The organism is Arsenophonus nasoniae (assembly GCF_004768525.1).
Taxonomy (GTDB): Bacteria; Pseudomonadota; Gammaproteobacteria; order Enterobacterales; family Enterobacteriaceae; genus Arsenophonus; species Arsenophonus nasoniae.
Window position 1 is genome coordinate 746314 of the sequence record NZ_CP038613.1, and the last position, 20610, is coordinate 766923.

Annotated in this window: 18 protein-coding genes; 11 read left to right on the forward strand and 7 right to left on the reverse strand. The window is 28.9% G+C overall.

What is annotated here, in order from left to right; translation table 11 throughout:
* Positions 1 to 580: 580 nt before the first annotated feature.
* The 7 genes from ArsFIN_RS03475 to ArsFIN_RS03505 form a co-directional block, all read right to left on the reverse strand.
* The gene (locus ArsFIN_RS03475) at positions 581 to 1729 is read right to left on the reverse strand and encodes a BamA/TamA family outer membrane protein (protein ID WP_026824001.1); all 1149 of its coding nucleotides are present in this window, start codon (positions 1727 to 1729) and stop codon (positions 581 to 583) included.
* A 618-nt stretch (positions 1730 to 2347) separates the two neighbouring features.
* Positions 2348 to 3192 (reverse strand): IS5 family transposase gene (locus ArsFIN_RS03480; RefSeq protein ID WP_135677415.1). Its coding sequence is split into 2 segments (ribosomal slippage): positions 2348 to 2847 and positions 2847 to 3192, totalling 846 coding nucleotides; the frame shifts between segments, so codons are not numbered across the junction.
* A 37-nt stretch (positions 3193 to 3229) separates the two neighbouring features.
* Complete coding sequence (locus tag ArsFIN_RS03485) at positions 3230 to 3394, reverse strand: helix-turn-helix domain-containing protein (protein WP_081700612.1); 165 nt, start codon at positions 3392 to 3394, stop codon at positions 3230 to 3232.
* A 180-nt stretch (positions 3395 to 3574) separates the two neighbouring features.
* Positions 3575 to 4312 (reverse strand): outer membrane protein, encoded by a 738-nt coding sequence (locus ArsFIN_RS03490; RefSeq protein ID WP_026821954.1) that lies wholly within the window; start codon positions 4310 to 4312, stop codon positions 3575 to 3577.
* A 293-nt stretch (positions 4313 to 4605) separates the two neighbouring features.
* A complete protein-coding gene (locus ArsFIN_RS03495) occupies positions 4606 to 6918 on the reverse strand; it encodes an ATP-binding protein (RefSeq protein ID WP_026821953.1) in 2313 nt (770 codons plus the stop codon).
* Positions 6905 to 7585, reverse strand: coding sequence for a response regulator transcription factor (locus ArsFIN_RS03500; protein WP_034249251.1), 681 nt, complete (start codon positions 7583 to 7585; stop codon positions 6905 to 6907). The genes ArsFIN_RS03495 and ArsFIN_RS03500 overlap by 14 nt, the downstream gene beginning before the upstream one ends.
* A gap of 703 nt (positions 7586 to 8288) precedes the next feature.
* A complete protein-coding gene (locus ArsFIN_RS03505) occupies positions 8289 to 8786 on the reverse strand; it encodes a Spy/CpxP family protein refolding chaperone (protein ID WP_167876653.1) in 498 nt (165 codons plus the stop codon).
* A gap of 169 nt (positions 8787 to 8955) precedes the next feature.
* On the opposite strand from ArsFIN_RS03505, the gene cpxR reads away from it, so the two are divergent.
* The 11 genes from cpxR (at position 8956) to ArsFIN_RS03560 (ending at position 20389) form a co-directional block, all read left to right on the forward strand.
* The gene (gene cpxR / locus ArsFIN_RS03510; RefSeq protein ID WP_026821950.1) at positions 8956 to 9651 is read left to right on the forward strand and encodes an envelope stress response regulator transcription factor CpxR; all 696 of its coding nucleotides are present in this window, start codon (positions 8956 to 8958) and stop codon (positions 9649 to 9651) included.
* A complete protein-coding gene (cpxA, locus tag ArsFIN_RS03515; RefSeq protein WP_026821949.1) occupies positions 9648 to 11018 on the forward strand; it encodes an envelope stress sensor histidine kinase CpxA in 1371 nt (456 codons plus the stop codon). Before cpxR ends, cpxA begins: the two co-directional genes overlap by 4 nt.
* A gap of 1356 nt (positions 11019 to 12374) precedes the next feature.
* Positions 12375 to 13559 (forward strand): CDP-glycerol glycerophosphotransferase family protein, encoded by a 1185-nt coding sequence (locus tag ArsFIN_RS03520; RefSeq protein WP_026821948.1) that lies wholly within the window; start codon positions 12375 to 12377, stop codon positions 13557 to 13559.
* Entirely contained in the window at positions 13552 to 14637 is a 1086-nt protein-coding gene (locus ArsFIN_RS03525) for a glycosyltransferase (RefSeq protein ID WP_026821947.1), read from the forward strand. The genes ArsFIN_RS03520 and ArsFIN_RS03525 overlap by 8 nt, the downstream gene beginning before the upstream one ends.
* The gene (locus ArsFIN_RS03530) at positions 14627 to 15742 is read left to right on the forward strand and encodes an EpsG family protein (protein ID WP_135677468.1); all 1116 of its coding nucleotides are present in this window, start codon (positions 14627 to 14629) and stop codon (positions 15740 to 15742) included. Before ArsFIN_RS03525 ends, ArsFIN_RS03530 begins: the two co-directional genes overlap by 11 nt.
* Before the next feature lie 9 nt (positions 15743 to 15751).
* Positions 15752 to 16222 (forward strand): glycerol-3-phosphate cytidylyltransferase, encoded by a 471-nt coding sequence (tagD, locus tag ArsFIN_RS03535; RefSeq protein ID WP_026821945.1) that lies wholly within the window; start codon positions 15752 to 15754, stop codon positions 16220 to 16222.
* The gene (locus tag ArsFIN_RS03540) at positions 16223 to 17230 is read left to right on the forward strand and encodes a sulfotransferase (protein ID WP_135677469.1); all 1008 of its coding nucleotides are present in this window, start codon (positions 16223 to 16225) and stop codon (positions 17228 to 17230) included.
* Positions 17231 to 17261: 31 nt separating this feature from the next.
* The gene (locus ArsFIN_RS03545; RefSeq protein ID WP_051296935.1) at positions 17262 to 18386 is read left to right on the forward strand and encodes an adenylyltransferase/cytidyltransferase family protein; all 1125 of its coding nucleotides are present in this window, start codon (positions 17262 to 17264) and stop codon (positions 18384 to 18386) included.
* Complete coding sequence (locus ArsFIN_RS03550; RefSeq protein WP_135677470.1) at positions 18383 to 18793, forward strand: hypothetical protein; 411 nt, start codon at positions 18383 to 18385, stop codon at positions 18791 to 18793. Before ArsFIN_RS03545 ends, ArsFIN_RS03550 begins: the two co-directional genes overlap by 4 nt.
* Positions 18790 to 19590, forward strand: a complete 801-nt coding sequence (locus ArsFIN_RS03555; protein WP_051296933.1) for a hypothetical protein — start codon at positions 18790 to 18792, stop codon at positions 19588 to 19590. The genes ArsFIN_RS03550 and ArsFIN_RS03555 overlap by 4 nt, the downstream gene beginning before the upstream one ends.
* Positions 19580 to 20389: a glycosyltransferase gene (locus ArsFIN_RS03560; RefSeq protein ID WP_026821943.1), complete on the forward strand. Its 810-nt coding sequence runs from the start codon at positions 19580 to 19582 to the stop codon at positions 20387 to 20389. The genes ArsFIN_RS03555 and ArsFIN_RS03560 overlap by 11 nt, the downstream gene beginning before the upstream one ends.
* The last annotated feature ends 221 nt before the right edge of the window (positions 20390 to 20610 follow it).

Consider the following 20610-nt stretch of genomic DNA (forward strand, 5'->3'; position numbering starts at 1 on the left):
TTTAGCAATATTATGTTATTTCATTTTTAATAATAGAAAATAATTAAATTAGTCTATTTATGTTAACAATTAATATATTTATATGATTTTCAATGTAGTATTAATTATAAACGTCTCTTTTATCAAAAGATAGAACAGAAATTTCTTATATAGTCAGCGACATGACATCTTATTTTTTCGTACAGTTTTATCTTTTTGTCGACCGAATTTATTTACTGATATATTGTGTCGCCTTGATGTCGATCTTGATAACGCTTACAGCAAATAAAAGATTGTATTAAAAAGTAATTGGTTAAAAATATTGTCGACGGAAGAGAAAATAAAAATCTTTTCTGTCTACATAGCGAATAAAATTTGTACCATACAATAGGGTTCAGAACATAGTTAGGCAAAAATATTTTCTTAAATTTTGTATAGATCTATCGAATTATTCTATGTTTAATTGAAAAATTGGTTATTATGTTAGTGCAAATTGATCTGGCAATTGCGAGATTTGGAAATTAATTCCATTAATATTGTTGATTTCCATTTCCACTTAATAATTATCTTATTACTACAATAAATAACAAATTTTTGTTAATCAAAATGCTTCACCTACTTGGAAATAAAAGCCAGTGCTATTGCGACCCATACCAAAATCTAATCGAATATTCATTCTAGGTTTAAATTCGAATCGATAGCCTATACCAACAGTGGGTAACCATTGATTAGCGCCTAGTTTTGATGGTGAGTCACTAAGTGTGCCTGCCCCAATCCAACCAACGATACCATGGCGCCAATCTAACTTGCGACGATACTCTAACTGGGTAGTAAAAACATTATTATCACGATAACGCCCTTCATAATAACCTCTCATCTGATTTGCATTACCTAATAAAGAGAGATGATCCCAAGGAACTGTACCTGAGGTAAAACGGGCATAATTATCAACGGCTAAGACACTATTTTCAGATAGTGTATAATAGGCAGAATATTGCAACTGTGTGCTTTGAAAGCGATTGTCGCTAGCCAGTTCTGGAGAAAAATAGCTATATATAACTTCAAGGGCTTGACCATGTCGAGCGTTAGGTAAGAAATCACGTGAATCATAATTGAAGTGGGCACTAATTCCAGAACTACGTATAGAGCGACCACCTACTGATTTGGTAAAATAATTTTTTCCACGTTCATCTAAATCACTAGCATTGAGTGATGAAAAATCCCAACCTAACCCTATATAAGTGTTATCGATTATGCGATAAAGTACTCTCGGTCTGATAGCAAATTCTTGAGATTTATATTCCACTTTGTTGTGGTCATTTTTACCGGCAGAATAACCTTTTCCCCAATAGTAGGTGGGAATATTATTTACAGTACCGGAAATAAATAAACGCCATTGTTCTGCAGATAAAAAATTATAATTATTAAAATTTAGTCCGAAAGCGCCAGTCGCTGATGCAAATCCACTTACACCCAATGATGAAGGTTGACTAATTTTATCATTTTTATCAATACGATATAAACCAACTAATGCTACACCAACGCCGACGCTCATTTCTGGTGTATAAAAAGGGCCTGGCAATAATCCCCAGTCGATAGTTTTAGTTTCATCAAAACGGTTTGCTCCACCCAACTTTTCAAGCCCGCGATCAATATTTTGTCGTGCGGGCAAAATATTGGTGTTGGCCGTCGTCGACACAGTAAGTAGATTAATTATAATTAATCTTATGATGTTACGATAAAAACGCATTAAAAATTACAGCTCCCCTGGGAAATAAGGTCATTACGGCTATTATTGGCGCCGATTTTAGAAAACCTATTACAATTAGTATTAATCCAAGCCTTACAGTTATCGTTGTAATTGGATTTGTTTTCTAGATATTAGGTGATTTTGCAGTTAGTTTCTGAACTTTTTATGCGGTGTTTTTATATTGTGACACTAAAGTTCAAAAACCTTAATGATGACGATGATATAGGGATTTTATCAGATTATCAAATATTCTAGTTTAGCATTGGCATGTTATTTTGCATATTTAATTAAAAATAAATAATAATATTATCAGATTAATAAATTTATTATTGCAGGCAAAAGTTAATTTTTAATTAATCGTAAAATTTTATTATTATGTTATAAATAATCTTTTTTAATTTTATTTTTTAGCATTTAATTAGAAAAAAAATTTTTATTTATCACTATAAATGGAGGCTTATAGTTTTTTATTATTAATTAATAAAAAGAGTTCAAGAAATGATGATGGCTTAAACTTTTTTGCTCATTACAAGGGTCTAAAAATTGGCTAATCGTTATATCAAAAATATCACAAAAAATATAGATTTTATCAAGGGTAATCAAGCTAGGCTGTGTCCCTTAATTGCGTAATCGGCGGTAAAACAAGCGAATGCAGCCCAGTTTCACCATTGCTAGATAGTTTCTTGCCGTTTTTTCATAACGTGTAGCGATCCGGCGATATTCCTTTAAACGGCCAAAACACCTTTCCACAACGTTGCGATGGCGATAAGCATCACGATCAAGTTGCGAGCGTCCATCTGAAGCCAGTTTTTCATTTGATTTTCGGGGAATAACCGTTTTCATCCCTTTTCTTTTCAACTCGTTACGTAGCGCATTCCCAGAGTAGGCTTTGTCAGCCAGTACCGTATGACCACGACGCTTCATGCTGCCGTTCTGGCGTTGCACGCCAATGCCGTCCAGGAGTCGTAGCGCGAACAGGCTTTCGTGAGCCTGCCCAGCACTCAGTACGATGTTTAGCGGGATGCCGCTTCCGTCAGTCGCCATGTGGATTTTGGTGCCATAACCACCTCGTGAGCGACCCAAGCTGTTATCGTCGGTAATATCGGGATGTTTTTTTGAGCACCAGCCGCACATTTGAGAGCACGAATATTACTGCCATCCAGCGCAATGGCTGACCAGTCAACCAGTTCATGAGCATCAAGAAATGAAAGCAACTTATTGAAAATAATGTTAATAGTTCCATCCTTTGACCATCTGTTGAAACGGTTATAAACGGTTTTCCATGGGCCGTAACGTTCAGGTAAATCACGCCATGGGGCGCCTGAACACAGTATCCAGAACATGCCGTTGACGATTTTGCGATGTTCTGCCCACGGCCGACCGACCCGCGAAGATGTCAAAACGGTTGGCAACAAGGGCTCAATGATTGCCCATGCTTCATCAGAAAGATCGTAGCGAGCCATAATTCAAAGTATCGTAGAAACAGATGGATACTATAGCTCAAGCAATTAAGGGACACAGCCTAATACCATTTTCGTAGCGTGATAATTGTTGTTGTGATATGCCAAGGTTAACCGATAATTCTTTTCCTGTCATTCCATTATATTTTCTGATTTTTTTAATTTTTCTACCTAATAAACAAGCTATCTCTTGGCGTCTTTTCATGAAATGCTCCAATTAATATTGGGTTTATTTTAATTATAATAAATCGGCTAACAAAATAAATATGGGAAAATATTTGGAAATCAGAAAATAAATTATCTGATTATCCAGATAAAAATTAGCAAAAAATATTATATATTTTAAATTAGGTTAAAAAATTACTAATTTAAAAAATAAATTAAATTAGAATAGATATGTCATTCCTAACATGATGTCATGGCTATGTAATCTGGACTCCAGATTGCCTTTTATATTTATTGGACCAAGATTTGTTTCACCATTGGTTTTTGCTTTTCCGGCATTGATATAACGGTAGCTAAGATCTAAAGCCAGATTACTATTAATATCATATTTTACACCTGCACCAATACTCCAGGCAAAATTATAATTAACTTTTTTACCCGACAATAATTTAGCGTTCTTATTTTGATAATCAGCACTAATATCCGTAGTTCGATTATTTTGCGCAACCCCCATGCCTGCTAAAACATAAGGTGTAAATTGGCTACTATTCTCAAAATCATACATTGCATTTACCATTAAAGTATTGATTTGAATTTTATCTTTCATTTCTATATCTAAGGGCTGACCTGCAATTTCTGCACCATTTGAACCATTTTTTTTCAGATTACTTCTGGCTGTAAAATCTAATTCCACTCTGACCGGCAATTGAAACATAGGCTTAAAGTTATAACCTAATGCAATTCCGCCTCCAAAGGCACCAGAAGTAATATCATCTAATTTTCCACTCATATTCCTCTTTTCTGCAGCAGAAATTGCAGAAATTGATCCTGTAGATTTTGTTGATTGTACAACAGAACCACCGACTTTACCGGTGACATACAATCCTGTCTGGTTTGCTGCATTTGCCATGGTGGCAGGCAATCCCGTTATTAAAAATAAAACAAGACACTTTTTCATACAATAATTTCTCCAGTTAAATTGATATCAGAATATATTAAAAAACAACTGACTAACCTTTCTAAATTAATCAGAATAAAGCCTGTAAATAATGATCAGTCACAATCAAGTATGCGCTAATTAACCATTATTATATGGCTTATATTTTTTTATTATGTTGAGTAATTTTTGTCACATAAAAATTACTTAGCGGTAATATAAAGTTAACTTGATGAGATTTAAACAAGAGTACTCTCAAAAATAAGAAAGTAGAAAAATGGAATATGTCGTTTTTTAGTCAGAGATAATCATGATTAATTATGATCATTTTTTTCAACAATTAAAGTTTCTAATTGGAACAGTAAAGATTTTATAACCTCATTGTTTTTTATATCAATGCTATTTTTTTTAATTAAATTTTCAATCGAGGTTATTAAATTGGCTATGGTATAACTATTATTTTGTAAAGCGGCTCCTTTCATTCGATGTAAATAGTAGTTAATATTATTGGTATCATTCATAGTGCTAGCTAAACTTAAATTTTTAAAATCTAAGGTTAATATTCTATAAAATAGTTCATCGCTATTTTTAGTATGAATGTTTTCAGCTAGATCTTCTATATTGGAATTAAGATAACTCCATTTAGTTAAACATGTGGCTAAATCTTTTAATGTTATCGGTTTTGATAAAATATTATTGCCACCATGATTAATGAATTGTTCAATATGTTGATTGCTGGTATTCGCAGAGATGGAAATTATTGGTGTAGTAACCCGATTTTGTATTTTTTCTAGATTTCTTATTGTATTACATACTTCATATCCCGTCATGTCAGGTAGAAAACTATCTAATAGTACTAAATCATAATAATTTTCTTGTTTGAATTTTTCTATTGCATCATTGCCATTTAATACATATTCCCAATCACAGTTTAAAATATCTAATTGCTTAGTGATAACATCAATATTATATATATTATCATCAATAATAAGAATCGATAATTTATTTAGTGTACTGATTTTTTCGATACTTATTTCTTCATCTTTGTTAATGTTTATTATTTCATTAGATTTATCAGCTGGAATAGCAATTTTTATTTCTGTACCGATATTTTTTATACTTTTAATTGAAAAATCAGCCTTCATAATCTTAGAAAATTGTTTACAGATGAATAATCCAAGACCACTACCCGTTTGATTATAATTTAATTCTTTATTTGTAACTTGAAACCATGGTTGAAAGAGTTTTTTTTGTTTTTTGTCATCAATTCCTATGCCAGAGTCTTTTATTAATAAAAATAATTTATTTTTTTTATAGTTAGCGGTATATAAAATGTAGCCTTCTTCTGTGAATTTTATTGCATTGGATATGATGTTTCGTAATATTTGACGTAATTTGTCACAATCAATATTGATATACGTTTTTTCCGGAATAAAAGATTTATAAATTAAATCTATTTTTTTTGATTCAGATAAAGGAGTAAATTTATTTTTTATTTCAATAAGTAACTTATTGATATCAATTGTTTTGTTGTTTAATTTTAGTTCTTTTGCTTCTAATTTAGAAGCATCTAATACATTATTAAGAAATGATAGCAAAGCTACGGATGAATTAATTGAGATAGTTGTAAACTTCTCCAAATCCTTATTTTTTAATTTCAATTTTAATATTTCTAGTGAGGCTATGATTGCATTTAATGGTGTACGAATTTCATGACTCATCATAGAGATAAAAAGTGATTTTGATAATTCATTATTTTGAGCTGATATTTGCGCTTTTCTGATATAGAAAAGTAATGTTAATAGGAATAAAAATATTAAAATAGTGGTAATTATTTCTAGATAATAATATTTTAATATCATATTAAATGGTGGTGCGGTGATATCTAATTCATCAATCCATTTTTTATATATTTCATCACTTCGTTTTGCAGAGATACTATTTAGCGATTTATCAATAATAGATTTTAATATTGGCATATCGGATGCAATAGCCATAGTGATATTGGCGTTTAATTCAGGAATTACACCAGAAAAATTTAAATGATTGGCATAATATTTATGAACTAAAGGCCAAAATATAAGATTTGGACCTATAACGGCATATGCATCACAGGTATCACATAGCCGATTTAAGCTTGAAATTGCATCTTCTTCTGGAATTAATATTATTTGGGGGTAGTGTTCCTTTAAAAAAGCTTCATAAGGACTATTTCTTTTTACCACAACTTTCTTCCCATCAAGTTGATGAGGTGTAAACATAGATGGTGCATCTGGTCTTGTAACAATCACTGCTGAAGTGAAGATATAGGGATAACTTTGTAACCATTTTTTATCATGAGACGTTTTACTAATAAAATTAGCAATAATTTTTATATTTTTTTCCTTTTGATCACGATAGATAAATTTTAATCCGGTTTTTTTTTCTATTTCATTTAGATATTCGCGAGATATTCCATGATGAACATTATTATGAATATACTCTATTCGATTATTAGGAACGATAGTATAATAAATGACAGAATTATGCTTTAACCAATCCCGTTCAATTTGATTAAATTCTGTCGCTAATGTAGTCGTCGGTAAAATTAAATTAAAAATTAGGCTAATTAATTTAAATTTTTTCATTTTTTAATATTTCGTCTTTTATAATAAATAATTGATGATCGGCGGTTAAACCTAATTTTCTAAGCGCGGTTTGTTTTTGTCCACTTATTGTTTTTATACTGCGATTATATTTTTGGGCAATCATTGAAACACTTAAACCATCGAGAAAACAGCGAATAACTTCTAGCTCTTTTTTAGATAAATCAGAAATAGAGACATTTGATAATATAGAATTTGGTGAATTATCAATGATACTTTTATAGTAAAACTCAAGTTTTTTTAAACTGTCAAAAACCTGATTAAAATAATATTTTTCTTTATATATCGCATTTATTGCATTTATTAGCTGTTGTTTGTTAGCATTTTTTTTACTTATAAAACCTTTTGCTCCACATCTGAAAATTTGTCCTATTATGGCAAGATCTGAATAGGCAGATATTACTAATATTTTTAATTTGTTATATCTTTTATGAAGATCCTTTATCAAGGTAAGTCCATCTAGATCTTGAGGTGATAATGCATAATCCATGATTATTATATCAGGTACATTGGCGGCTAAATGTTTTTTTAAGTCATGAGAATTTGTGTAACTATTTAATACTGAAACATGAGTTGATTCCAGTTCTTTTTCTATACCAGATAAAATTATAGAATGATCATCAAGTACAACTACTTCTATCTTTTTCATACATATCCTTTACAATAGCAGAAACTGGAATAGTTTTAAGAATGTCATTTTTCTCTTATAAACAAAATCTTCAATAATTTATTTTTAATTATAATGGAAAAATAACGATTATAAACAATTTATTATATTTTTTTAAGTAGATTGTTAAATAGCTAATTATTGGCGTGAGAAACCGAACCCAAATTTAATAAGATATTTTATTATTTTAACAGTTAAAAAATAATCAAAATGTTGCTAATTTAGTCTGTGGTTTATCTAGATGGTATTATAAATTTAAATATTTTCTTTATTGTTAAATTTTTTAGCTGAAAATTAATTAAACATATTGCTATAGAAATAGAATTTATTTAGGAACTTGAAGAAATTAAGAATTGTTAGACCTATTTTATACAAAGTTAATGATTTAGTGGATAGAACCTATTTTTAAGTTATGTAACAATAAAAAACTATTATGCCGAAATACATGCCGAGTTATATATTAATTATCTTAGGATAAAAAATAGTAAATTATTTTGTTAGATTACTATAACTACACTTTATTTTTTAGATAGTTATAGTATTTTAACTATTTAATAATTAATACATATTTAACATAGAAAAAAGCCCTCTATAATAGAGGGCAACAAAGACAGGGATGGTGTCTATGGCAAGGAAAAACTTCAATGATTACTTGCTACTTATCGCTAAGTTTGTTACGAAATATTCAATACTTTGATCGTGATAGCTGTTTTTGATGTTGTTTCTCCAGTATCATTTTTTGATCGTGTGTCAATAATTTATAAAATTGGTGATAAATACGAGCCATCTCAATTTGTTGTTCAACAATCTCTTGTGACAGTTTTTCTGCTGTTGCACGAAAAGCGACTTCATCAAAAATATCTGCTGTCATTAAATCATGTAAAGTTTCTCGTTCTTCACGTGAAACATTCTTTTTAAAGCTTTGTTGCCGCTGTGAAGCCATCAGGTCACGCATTTGCTGGCGTTGTCTTTCGCTTAATGTAATACCTTTTATTAAAGGAACAAATATATCATAAGGATTACATAGCCGGTCTCTTGTTATGTTCCGCTTAGAAATAGGGCTATCATGTTTTACAGCCTGTATTTGTTTGGCGGATTGTGTTGCTGCTAAATTAACATCTGCTGTTTCGGCTAAAGCCGATGTTGAGCCAACAATAAATAGCGATGATGTAAAAGTTATCATTGCCCAGTGACGCATTAATAATTTACTCCCGCCCTCTTTGGATAAAAATGTTAATATTATACTAACTATATCCGTGTGGTTGAAAACTAGCGTCAGAGCGTGTAAAAGAACGTAAAGTCATGGCATCGCGGCGATTCTTGTCGTATTTTGCTCTTGGAGGATATGACTAATGCATAAAATCTTACTTGTTGATGATGACCGCGAACTGACTTCGCTGTTAAAAGAATTACTTGAAATGGAGGGCTTTAGTGTAATTATCGCCTATGATGGCGAACAAGCATTAACGCTTCTCGATTCAACAATTGATCTACTGTTACTTGATATCATGATGCATAAGAAAAATGGTATTGATACATTAAAAGAGATACGTAGACAATATCAAATTCCGGTGATTATGTTAACCGCTCGCGGTAGAGATTTGGATCGTGTTCTTGGTTTGGAATTAGGAGCCGATGATTATTTACCTAAACCATTTAATGATCGTGAATTAGTTGCACGTATACGAGCCTTACTAAGGCGTTCAAATTGGAGCGAGCAAAGTCAGGATAATCTTAATTCGTCAATCTGTCAGGTAGATGGTTTACAGCTAAATCCAGGACGGCAAGAGGCCAGTTTTAATGGAAAGGTTCTTGATCTTACTGGAACAGAGTTCACTTTACTTTATTTATTAGCACAACATCTTGGTCAAGTTGTTTCCCGAGAACATCTTAGCCAAGAAGTTTTAGGGAAACGTTTAACACCGTTCGATCGTGCTATTGATATGCATATCTCAAATTTGCGGCGTAAATTACCTGAAAGAACCGATGGTTTGCCTTGGTTTAAAACTTTGCGTGGACGAGGCTATTTGATGGTTTCAGCGACATGATAAATAGTTTAACAGCCAGGATATTTGCCATTTTTTGGTTTACGCTGGCTTTAGTATTGATGTTGGTGTTGATGGTACCTAAGCTTGATTCAAGGCAAATCACACCGCTGCTGGAGAGTGAATACCGCCAAGGTATTATGTTAGAACAGCATATAGAAGCTGAATTAGCTGGCGACCCGATTAATGATCTTATGTGGTGGCGCCGGCTCTCTAACGCCATTCAAAAGTGGGCTCCTCCAGGTCAGCATCTTATTATGGTGACCAGTGAAGGACGGGTTATTGGCGCTATGCCTAATGAAATGCAGGTGGTTCGTAATTTTATTGGGCAATCAGATAATGCAGATCATCCGAAAAAGAAAAAATATGGTCGGATCGAGATGTTAGGGCCATTTTCAATTCGTGATGGGGAAGATCATTATCAACTTTATTTGGTTCGACCTGCAAGTAGTCCCCAGTCTGATTTTATAAGTTTACTTTTTGATAGACCATTTTTGTTACTAGTTGCCACGATGTTGATTAGTGCTCCCTTGTTGTTATGGTTAGCGTGGAGTTTGGCAAAACCGGCCAGAAAATTGAAAATGGCAGCTGATGATGTTGCTAATGGCAATTTACGTCAACACCCTGAATTGGAATCTGGACCCCAGGAGTTTTTGGCGGTAGGAAACAGCTTTAATCAGATGATTAGTGCGTTAGAAGGAATGGTTAGTGCACAACAGCGTATGATTTCTGATATTTCCCATGAGTTACGTACTCCATTAACACGCCTACAATTAGCGACAGCATTACTACGTCGCCGGCATGGCGAGAGTAAAGAGTTAGAACGGATTGAAACTGAAACGTTGCGTCTTGATGGTATGATTAATGATTTGTTGGTACTGTCACATAGTCAACATAAGAATGAGATATTGAGACAAAATATAAAAGTTACCGATCTTTGGAATGATATTTTGGATAATGCCACTTTTGAAGCCGAACAAATGAACAAAACGCTGAATGTTACCGCTCCGCCTGGTGCTTGGACGATTTATTGTAATCCTCCTGCTTTGGGTAGCGCATTAGAAAATATTGTTCGCAATGCCTTACGTTATTCCCATAACCGTATTGAAGTTGCATTTAAAGAAGAAAATCAAGGTATTTTGATTACAGTAGATGATGATGGTCCTGGTGTATCAAAAGAAGATCGAGAAAAAATCTTCCGTCCATTCTATCGAACTGATGAAGCGCGAGATAGGCAATCTGGCGGGACTGGTTTAGGGCTAGCGATTGTCGAAACAGCGGTTTTTCACCATAAAGGGTGGGTAAAAGCTTCGGACAGTCCATTAGGTGGGTTGCAATTAAGGCTTTGGTTACCGTTGCATGGCCGTTAACTATTTTTTACGTGAAAAATTACAGGATTTAATAATGTTTTCAATAGTATTGAGTTTGTAACTTGTTGAGTAATACATTATCATAATTAATGAGTTAAAGGTTATATTTCTTTGCAGCAGAGCAGATTTCTTATCCTGATTGGTAGCCATTATTTTTGCTTCTAAAAGGGGATATTAAATTAGTTTAATGAAGAAAAAAGTTGAAAGATAGTTTAAAAAGATAATAACTATTTTATTTTTATAGTTAGATTAGATAAAAAATAACTATCTTATTCTCTTTATGTTTTATTACTTTTTATAATAAATTGATTTTATTGTTAATTTGTTATCTTATTTGCGTTAAATCATAATTACTTAAAAAAATGTTTTTATCTTTATAATGTATTAATGATTAATGTATTATTCTGTTTAAATGTTTTTTAACGTTTTTTATCTTGTTTGTTTCAATATATTTCATTATGTAAACTATTTTATCATATTAGCATTAATGGCATTTGATCAAGTTATGAATTAAAATCCTGCCCTTAGTCAGTTAGCTACGCAGAGTATATGCCGTGGCTTATAATTATGTTATTACCTAGTTGATTATATTGAATAATTTAATTACCTATAACTTTGTGCTAGGGGTTATAATTTAGTAATAAAAATAGCTGATTGTTAAACAGCAGAAAATTCATAGAGTGATAATTAAATTGGTTAAAGAAACCGTGATATGCCCAGGTTTGAGGTAATGTTTGTAAACTCAATGCGGTAAACACTAAACACATATCTAACATGACCCATTAAATCTCTTAGCATAAAGCTTATGTTAGGGGGCAAAGATAGCTTAAGACAGTTAATTTGTTATCAAAAATTGTTTTGTTGAAAGCATTAGCAATGATAAAAATAATTTTTTAATGATGAGTAAATCAAAGTTTATCGTATCAGTAAGTGATAAAATAAATGGTAAGTATGTAGATCGAGACCTAAGACCGCTTAATGCATACTCTGTAAGGCTTAGGAAATAGCAAAATCATATAACTTTTGATGAAAAAAGGATTGATATTCAAAAGGATATATGATTGGTAAGGCTAAAGATGGTGCTCTGGGAACCGACAACTCAGTGCGGTAGCTATGTTTTATTAAATGGACTTTTCAACAAAAATAATTAATTATTAAAAAATTTAATTAGTTATGAAGAATTAAATAAAAAATTAAAACGTTAAAGTTTTTCGTAATTTGCATAAAATTTTTTAATAGTTAAATAATCTATTTTTTAAATTAAGTTATTTTCAGCGTTCTATTTTTATAATTTTATTCCGTTTTATTATTTAATATATTTTTAATAGAGATATCATTGGAAAAAATTGATAATATATGAGAAGAATTAAGAAATTAATAAATTATATAATGTGTTTTTTATTACCTTTAATTTATAAACCTAAAAAAAACATAATAATATTTACTTTTGACGGTAATAGTTTCAAATTTAATACAAAAGTATTATTTGAATATATAATATTGAAAAAAAGTCAAGAGATTGAATTAAGATATATTATTAATGATGATTTGTTAAGAGAAAAATTAATAAAGCAGTATGGTAATAAATTTATCACTACAAAAAGTTTTTCACATTTAAAAATAATTTCACAAGCAAAAGTATGGATAACAGATGGAGGTTTTCCTTTAAAATCACCATTTAATCATAAAAAAAGAGTTTTAATTAATTTATGGCATGGTATTCCCTTGAAGAAAATTGGAGTCATGGGATATAATGGCCTTGAAAAATTTAGAGTCTGGTTAACATTAAAGATGTTTTCTTCAAATTATTCTCTTTTTTCATCAACAAGTGATAACTTAAAAAAAATATACGCAAAAAGTTTTTTAATAAAGGAAGATATCGTAATTTCATTAGGTCAACCAAGAAATGATCTTCTTTTCTATAAAAAAAACAAAATTAGTGATTATATTGAAGAATTACCTTTATATGAAAAGGTCATACTCTATGCTCCAACATGGAGGAAGGGTATTTATGGACAAGATTGGAAAGGTGATGATACTAAATTTTTTCCTTTTACTGATTTTAATCTAAAAAAATTAGAAGATTTTTTATCGAAAAAAAAAATATTACTTTTAATAAGACCTCATCATTTACAACAAGTAAAAATAGAGGAAACTTATTGGATAAGGAATTTTTCTGCCAGTATTTGTAATGAAATAATGGATGTACTATCTAATTTTTACTTATTAATTACTGATTATTCTAGTATATATTTTGATTTTTTAATATTGGAAAAGCCCGTTTTATTTTTACCTTATGATCTTACTTTATACGAAAAAAATGTTGGTTTGAATTTTGAATATAATGATATAACACCTGGACCGAAACCAAAAAAACAATCAGAATTTATAAGAGAAATATATAAATTATTAAACGATAACTCATATTATTTAAAAGAAAGAAAATTCACAAACAAATATTTTAACCAAACAGTTAAAGGCAGCTCTCAAAAAATTTATTCTTTTATATTAAGAAAACTTAAGGAGAAAGAGTTTGTCTAATAAGAAATTAATTTTCATAACACAAAGTATGGTAGGTGCGGGTGGTGTTGTTAGGGTCATAACAACTTGGGCGAATTATTTTGCTTATAAGGGTTATTCATGCGAAATATTATCAGTAGTGCCAGGAAAATCTTATTTTGAGTTAGCTAAACAAGTAAAGTTTGATTTTGTTAAGTTTATATTTAAATTTAAAGTATTATTTTTACCAATAAATATATTTTTGATTTTACCTATCTTATTCAGAGCAAAAAATGCATATCTGATTGTTAATAAATCTGCGTATATTGAGCCGATATATTTATGGAGAAAATTAGGGCTATTTAAATCAGTTAAGCTTATATATTTTTGCCATGGAGGTAATAATGATTTTGAACAATATTATATGGCAAAATGGTCTACAAAACATCGTGTGAATATGATATTTAGTGTTTTTGATAAGGTTATATGTTTGTACAAAAACACAGATAAAACTCCCAAAGAAGTCATTGATGAAAAAATAGTATATATCAAGAATCCTTGCCCATTTGATATTTTTTATCGTACTAGTTTTTTTAATAATAAAGTTGTGAGTTATATAGGAAGAATAACAAAAGAAAAAGGAATAGATATATTAATAAAAGCTTGGAAAAAAATAGAAAATAAAGATTGGCAATTAATAATTGTTGGTGATGGAAAAGATAAAGATAAATTCATTTCTCTATCTAATGAATTACATATAAAAAATATTAAATTTATTAAATCGAAAAATGATATTAAACCTTATCTAATCGACTCAACAATTAATGTGTTACCCTCACTTTTTGATGGAATGCCAATGAGTATAATTGAAGCTAAATCTCAAGGTTGTGTGGTCATTGCGACAAAGACGAATGGAGGTAAAAGATTAATTAATGATGGGATAGATGGATTATTGGTTAAAATTTCAGATATAGATGATTTAGCTATAAAAATCAATAGGTTAATTAATTCGGATGAATTAATAAATAAATTAAGACAAAATGCCTATATTCAAGCTGAGGAGTTTATGATCGATAAAATAGCAAAAAATTGGAGTTTGATTTTAACTGATGATAAGTGAGTATAGTCCTGTTTTTATTTCTTTATCCGCAATAATATATTTATTTGTTGCAATACTATCCGATAGTTTTAAGAATAAAAAAATAGATTATATATTATCATTCTTAATGGTGATAATGTATGTTGTCATTTTAGGTTTACGTGACTATTCTATTGGTTCTGATACGGAAGCATATGTAAGTAATTTTATAAATGGAGATCGTAATTTTGAGTTTTTATTTACACTATTTACCGATGTAATAAGATCATTTACTGATAATCCAAGTAATTATTTATTAATTTTATCTATAATATACGGAATAAATATTTTTATAGCCTATTTCATTTTTGGTAGAAATGTTAACTCTCAAATAATAATATTTATATTTTGTGTGTTGTTTAGTCAGGCAATGTTAACAGGAACAATCAATTACTTTAGGCAACCACTTGGTTTTTCTTTTTTATTAATAGGTTTAGCACTATATACAGTAAAAAATAGATTAAATTTAATTATACTTTTATTATTTTTAGCTTCAGTATTAATACATAATGCTAATATAATTTTAATATTTTGCATAATTTTCTTTAGATTTTTTAGTTTAAGGACAGCATTATTATTTTTATTATTATCTTTATTTTTATTTTTATTTTTATTTTTATTTTTATTTTTATTTTTGTTAGGCTTTGGCGATTATATTGTAAATAATTTTAGTAATTATTATATAATTCAAAGAACGCTTGCACGGCATATATACTTCAATGTGCGACGTTCAGAAACTACAATCTATCTTAATATATTAATGTACATGTTTCATCTTGCGATTTTTCTTTATTTTTATAAAAAAGATAATAATTTTTTCTTTAGAAGATTGATAAAAACATATATATCAATCTTTTCTTTATCAATTTTTATGTCTTTTAACAGAGAATTAGCTATAAGACATTATATAATGTTGCAATATTTGATACCTATATTATATATGTGTATTTTAAGTAGTAATGTTATTTCCAATTCATTTAAATCTTTAGTAAAGATATTTTTTATATTCTATACTTTATTATATTTGTTTTATTTATTAAATAGATCTTGGTTTGTAGATCAATTTATAGGAAATATTATTCATTAATGAGGATTTATGAAGAAAGTAATTACATATGGAACTTTTGATCTTTTTCACGTAGGGCATATTCGTTTATTAAAAAGATTAAAGTCTTTAGGTGATTATTTGATTGTAGCTATTTCAACAGATGACTTTAATAGCTTAAAAGGTAAGAAATCATTTTTTTCGTTTGCCGAACGAAAGGAAATTGTTGAATCGTGTAAATATGTTGATTTAGTGATTGCTGAAAATAATTGGGAACAAAAAAGGCATGATATATTAAATAATCAAGTAAATATTTTAGGTATGGGTAATGATTGGTCAGGAAAGTTTGATAGTTTAAATGATATTTGTGAGGTAATATATTTAGATAGAACAGAAAGTATATCCTCAACTCAAATAAAAAAAGAGTTAGCGATTATTACACCAGAAAAATTAGCAGAAATAGAATATTCCGTAAATAACATATTCAATGTGATAAGGTCTCTATCAGGAGTTAATAAATAAATGGTAAATCCTAGAATTATTACCTGTACGGGATATGGGGGAACTGGTTCAAGTGTTGTGTCTGATCTTTTAAAAGAATTTTCAAATGTTTATTCATTTGGGGATTTTGAGTTTAGATTTCTGCAAGATCCCAAAGGAATTAGAGATTTAGATTATGGCTTAGTGCAAAATAATAATAGATTGACTACAAGTTATCATATTAATAATTTTATTAATTATGTGAATTTTTTAAGTAGTAGTAAAGTATATCCATATGAAAAGTTTTTTAATGGTGTATTTAAAAAATTATCAATTGAATATATAAATAATCTTACTGAAAGTCGATGGGAGGGTTACTGGCATCAAGATATAATAGATGCATCATTATTTGAAAAATTGCTTTACTATACAGAACGTTTTTACCAAAAGAAAGTATTAAAAATTAAAGATAGTAGTGCTATTTTGTATAATAAATTTTTTAATAAAAAAATGTACTATGCATATCCAAGCGAAGATTTTTATATTGAAACTAAAAAATATATTAGAAAATTAGTTAATAGTACTAGTTTTGACGCTTTACCTTATGTTGTTTTTGATCAGTTGGTTCCTCCTAATAATACATTACATTATTCTAAATATTTTGATGATATAAAAATCATCATTATTGATCGTGATCCAGTTGATCTCTATTTATTGAATAAAGAGTGTTGGAAAGAAAAATGGATACCTACTGATAGTGTCGAACAATATGTTAAATGGTTTGAGCTGCTAAGAAAGCACCAAAACTATGAACATGAAGATAGCTCTATAGTACTTAGATTATCATTTGAAGATTTTATTTATAATTATTCAAAAACTGTATTGAAAGTATGTAATTTTTGTAATTTAGATATTATTGATCATAAAAATAAATTTAAATATTTTAATCCAAATGTCTCCGTAAAAAATACTCAACTGGAAAAACAATATCCTCATTTTTTAAAAGACATTAATTTTATAAAGAAAAAAGCTAGTTCAATATTGTTATAAATTTAACTTTTAATTCTTAAAAGATCTATCTATGAAAAATGTTATCTATACTTCAGGTGTGTTTGATCTATTACATGCAAGCCATGTCAGAGCACTTAAGTCAGCAAAAGCTCAAGGAGGAAAAGATGCTATTTTAATTGTTGGCGTTGCAACCGATGAAGATACTCAATCATATAAGCGCAAACCTGTTATTCCTTATGAGCAACGTATTAAGATGATAAAGTCATTAGATTTTGTCGATGAAGTGATAACAGCACCTTTATTTACAAATAAACAGTTTTATGATTTTTTTGGTATTACATTACATGTACAAGGAGATGATGATGCTGGTGCCATTGATTATTACAAAGGAGGTAAGGATTTATCCATAATCCGATTTATTGGTCGAGATCCCATAGAGTCAACAACATCTTGTATTTCAAAGCTAAAAGATATAGTTGGGGAAGATTTCATTGTAGAGCCATTATATGGCGGCATATCAAATATGGCATGGAAAATATCATCTAAGATGCTTGCTAAAAAGTGTGTTCTAAAATATTTACAATCGTCGACTGCTGAGTCTTTTTCTTTACGGCATGATTGTATTATATTGGGCGGAACTTTTGCATTATATCAATATATTGATGGTATTGTAGGTCACGTTAATAGTAAAGAAATTGTAGAGTATTTTATACAGAAAAAAAGGGATACTAAAAACTTTATAACTGGATTGCAGGCAAAAAATGAGATTAAAGCATTTTGTCCAGCATTAATGAAGTACATAGATAAAAAAAATATTGTTCTTTTGGAAACGCTAAAATTCTTTGACATAATATATGAAGATATACGGAGTTGGTGTTGGACGCATAATGATTTAGTCAGAGAAAATATTATTAAAACAAGCAAAAATGAAATAATTTTTATAGATTGGGAGTATGCGGATATGGCTCCTTTTGAAATGGATATTGCTTCTTGTGTAATTAATGATGTTATTGACTTTTCAGATTTGGATCAAAATGAATTTGATATTAAATTTGTCTCTTTACTTATTATTTTTCAATGTATCGTATGGATTAATTGGTATAAGCATTATCCTGAAAAATATGAAGAAAATCTTGTTAAAATGTATATAGAAAAAATGAATTTTTATAAGAAAAAACTTAGAGAGATTAAATGATAGAATCAATTCTGAATAATAACTTGAAAATAGCATGTGTATTAATAATAGTCTTAACAGTATATGTTTTAATAAAATTTAGAAATACGAAATATAATGTCTCTTTAGTTTCCTCAGCTACCCCTGTATCCAAATTAGCATTTTCATGTATTCTTTTTACATCAGGTTTGGATATAGGATTAATAATGTTTCCTTTAATGGAATTTAATAAATATAAAAATCCAGAGTATTTAGGTATTAATCCATTATCTGTAGAAATTGGTTTTTGGGGGGGGGCAGTATGGATTTTTTATTTTTTAACGACATTTTATTTTGCTTATATTGAGGTTAAAGTAAAATTGTTTGAAAATAATAAGATGAAGTTTATTTTAGCTTTACTTATGCTTTTACAGCAAATTTATTTGTGATTTTTTTTAAATTTTATTTCTCTGATTTCTCTGTAGAACAATATCAAGATTTGTTTACGCATACTACAATTGTCATGATAACTGTGGGACTGCTATTTTTATCAACACTTTCTGCGTTGAAAGTTAGATTTATAAAAATACTAAGTTATTTTTCTATCTTTTTATTTATTGTTTTAGTTGTTATTGGTGTTGTCTTAAATATTACTAATAAATCAGCGGTATTATTTTTATCTACATTATCTTTAGGTATTTTTGATTATATTAAAAACATATATTTGTTTGTTATTCCTATGAATGAACACCATCAGTTTTATATGTTTTGGTGGTTTTCGTGGAGTTTGATGATTGGAAAATTTGTTGCATCCTTTGTCCCTAATGGAATGACGCCAATAGGATTATTTATTCTAATGTTAGTAGTACCAACAGCATTATTGGCTATTTGGTTTACTGTATTATATCTTTTTTCATTGGAACATAATTCAGTGCCAATTTATTATTTTATGATAATGAGTATTGTAGGCTTATTATTTATTGTCAATTCTTTTGATTCAATATTAAGGGTAAGTGCTGATTTAGTGATGAAATCAACTAAATTAAAAAAATATAATTATGCTTTATTGTTTTCATATTTGCTATTAGTGATATTTTTTATTGGTTATACAGGTTTTATTAGTTCATCAGAAGGATTTATAAAGATTGATTATACAGGTACGCTAGCAATTTTTATAATATATTATATGCTGTATAATTTAATTAAACAAAAGTTTAAAAGAGGAAAATATTGTAATGTTATATAATTTTTCTGTTTTAATCTCTGTTTATTCTAAAGAAAATCCATTATTTTTTGATTTGGCATTAGACAGTATTTATCGGCAAACTTTTTTACCAAATGAAATTATTGTTGTTCAAGATGGTAAATTAACTCAACAGTTATATGACATTATAAATAAATGGAAAACGTTGTTACCGATTAAAGATGTTATTCTTCAAGAAAATCAGGGTTTAGGTATTGCTTTGAATAGAGGATTAAATGCATGCACTAATGATTTAGTTATGCGGGTTGACTCTGATGATATAAATCATACTGATAGATTTGAAAAGCAATATAATTATATGAATAAAAACCTTGATATTACTATGTGTGGTTCACATATTGCGGAATTTGATAATGAGCCAACAAATATTATAGGCTTTCGGTTTGTACCAATAGGCAAAGAAATTAGTTCTGTTATTAACAAACGTAACCCATTTAATCACATGACAGTTTGTTTCAGAAAAAAGCATATTCTTGCTGTTGGTGGTTATCAAGATTTCAAATTTATGGAAGATTATTATTTATGGATAAGGCTTTATGCACAAGGATATAAATTAGAAAATATAAATGAAATTCTAGTTGATGCAAGAACCGGGATAAAAATGATAAAAAGAAGAAAAGGTATTTTGTATTTAAAATCTGAAATAATTATGTTGAAATATTTATTGAAATTTAAAATAGGTAAAAATTTTTCTACTATATCAATTTTTACTTTGCGAGCAATATTCAGATTAATGCCTTCTTATCTACTATCTAAATTTTATATGATATTAAGAAAATAATAAATTTTGTTATCTAGCAATTTATGGAGAATTTGAATAAATATGTTAGTTGCTAAATAATAATTAATTATAAACATGTTTGTAAATTTATTTTTATATCTAAAGTCATTAAACTTAGTTTATACAAAAATGATAAAAATTTACTATAGTGTAATAATGGTTAAAAACAATTGATATAGAAGATACTAATAGCCTTTTTAGCGATTTATTTGATAAAGTTG